This window comes from Streptomyces sp. NPDC004732 (genome assembly GCF_040609235.1).
GTDB lineage: Bacteria > Actinomycetota > Actinomycetes > Streptomycetales > Streptomycetaceae > Streptomyces.
This window is the reverse complement of sequence record NZ_JBEXJR010000042.1, coordinates 1-1536: the sequence shown is the minus strand read 5'-3', so window position 1 is coordinate 1536 and position 1536 is coordinate 1. Positions and strand designations below refer to the sequence as shown.

Annotated in this window: 1 protein-coding gene and 1 pseudogene; both read left to right on the top strand. The window is 36.3% G+C overall.

The window, feature by feature from the left end; translation table 11 throughout:
• The first annotated feature begins 443 nt into the window (after positions 1–443).
• Positions 444–1091 (top strand): pyroglutamyl-peptidase I, encoded by a 648-nt coding sequence (gene pcp / locus ABZV77_RS42635; protein ID WP_014573651.1) that lies wholly within the window; start codon positions 444–446, stop codon positions 1089–1091.
• Between the two features lie 241 nt (positions 1092–1332).
• Positions 1333–1536 (top strand): annotated as a pseudogene (locus ABZV77_RS42630) (hypothetical protein); the annotation flags it as partial.

Sequence of the window (1536 nt, the reverse complement as noted above, 5' to 3'; positions counted from 1 at the left end):
ATTAGAATATAATGATATAGAAACTCAAAATATGTATGAGAAAGTAAAAGGATTTTTAAGTAACTTTTAGTAATGGAATGATAAATTTATGCTGATACCACTAAAGAGCTATGGTAGGAGATTGTCTTGTAAACTGTAACTGGATGTATTATTGAAACTGACAATAAGCTTCTAATGGTTTAGCAAGGGAATGAAATGATTCAAAGCAAAAAGAAGACCACGTACAAAATTTATATGGTGTTCTTTTTGTTTAGTTTTTTAATGTGGTCATAAAAAGGCGGAGCCTATTATAAGTTTAATTATTTAATTTCAGAAAGGTATATATAAATCATGGCGCAACAAATTGTCCTACCCATCAAAGACTCCAACGTCTTAAAGATGGTACAAGATACACTTCTCGATAGCTTCTGTACTTCTTGGCATTTTAGAAAGGAAATCTTCTCATGAAAATTCTTGTTACCGGATTTGATCCCTTTGGCGACGATAAAATTAATCCTGCGATTGAAGCCGTGAAACGTTTGCCGGATGAAATTGCTGGGGCACAAATCGTTAAATTGGAAATTCCGACAAAGTTTAATGTTTCAGCCGATGTCGTTAAAGATGCTATTGCCAAAGAAAAGCCTGACTATGTGTTGAGCATTGGTCAGGCTGGTGGCCGGTTTGAACTCACGCCGGAGCGAGTTGCGATTAACTTGGATGACGGTCGGATTCAAGATAATGCCGGGTATCAGCCACTTAATCACACGATTCATGGCGATGGCGAGAATGCCTACTTTACCCAGTTACCAATTAAGGCCATGGCCAAAGCCATTCGGGAAGCTGGTGTTCCGTCAGCAGTCTCCAACACAGCAGGCACTTACGTCTGCAACCACATTTTTTATCAGGTACAGTATATGCGGGATAAGATGTTTCCCGATATTAAGGCCGGCTTCATGCATATTCCATTTTTGCCGGAACAGGTTGTCACTCGTCCGGAAACACCAGCGTTGTCATTGGATGATGATGTTTTAGGCATCACTGCCGCTATCAAGGCCATCGTGTCCCGTGACGGCAAAGGCGATATCGAAACGATTGAAGGCAAGGATCACTAAAAGCCTGTTTAGTGTTTTTGGACTATTATCAAATAAATAGACATAAAAAAGAAAAGCGTTCTAATCGTTTTTCATTTTTTATCAGATGTTCAGAAAATGGTCATTTTCTGGACACTCTTCTTTTCTTATTAAAATTCTCAAAATCATTTACATTTATTGTTCATTAACCCGTAATTTATTCTATGTTAATTTATATAAGTGCTTTCAAGTTATGGTACAATACTATCAATGGAGGAATGCTATGAAAAATTTATTAATAGTTTTTGAAGGACTTGACGGTTCAGGAAAAACAACTCAAATTGATATGTTACATCAATGGTTTGAAAATAAAAAACTTAAAGTTTTTACAACAAAACAACCAACAGATTACTATAGAAATGATAAAAGAGTTAGAGATTATTTGGATAATGGTATTGCGCCCAATATGTATTCGATTGCTTTATTG

Coding starts and splice junctions, on each gene's coding strand:
- pcp (WP_014573651.1), top strand. CDS start 444: ATGAAAATTCTTGTTACCGGATTTGATCCCTTTGGCGACGATAAAATT.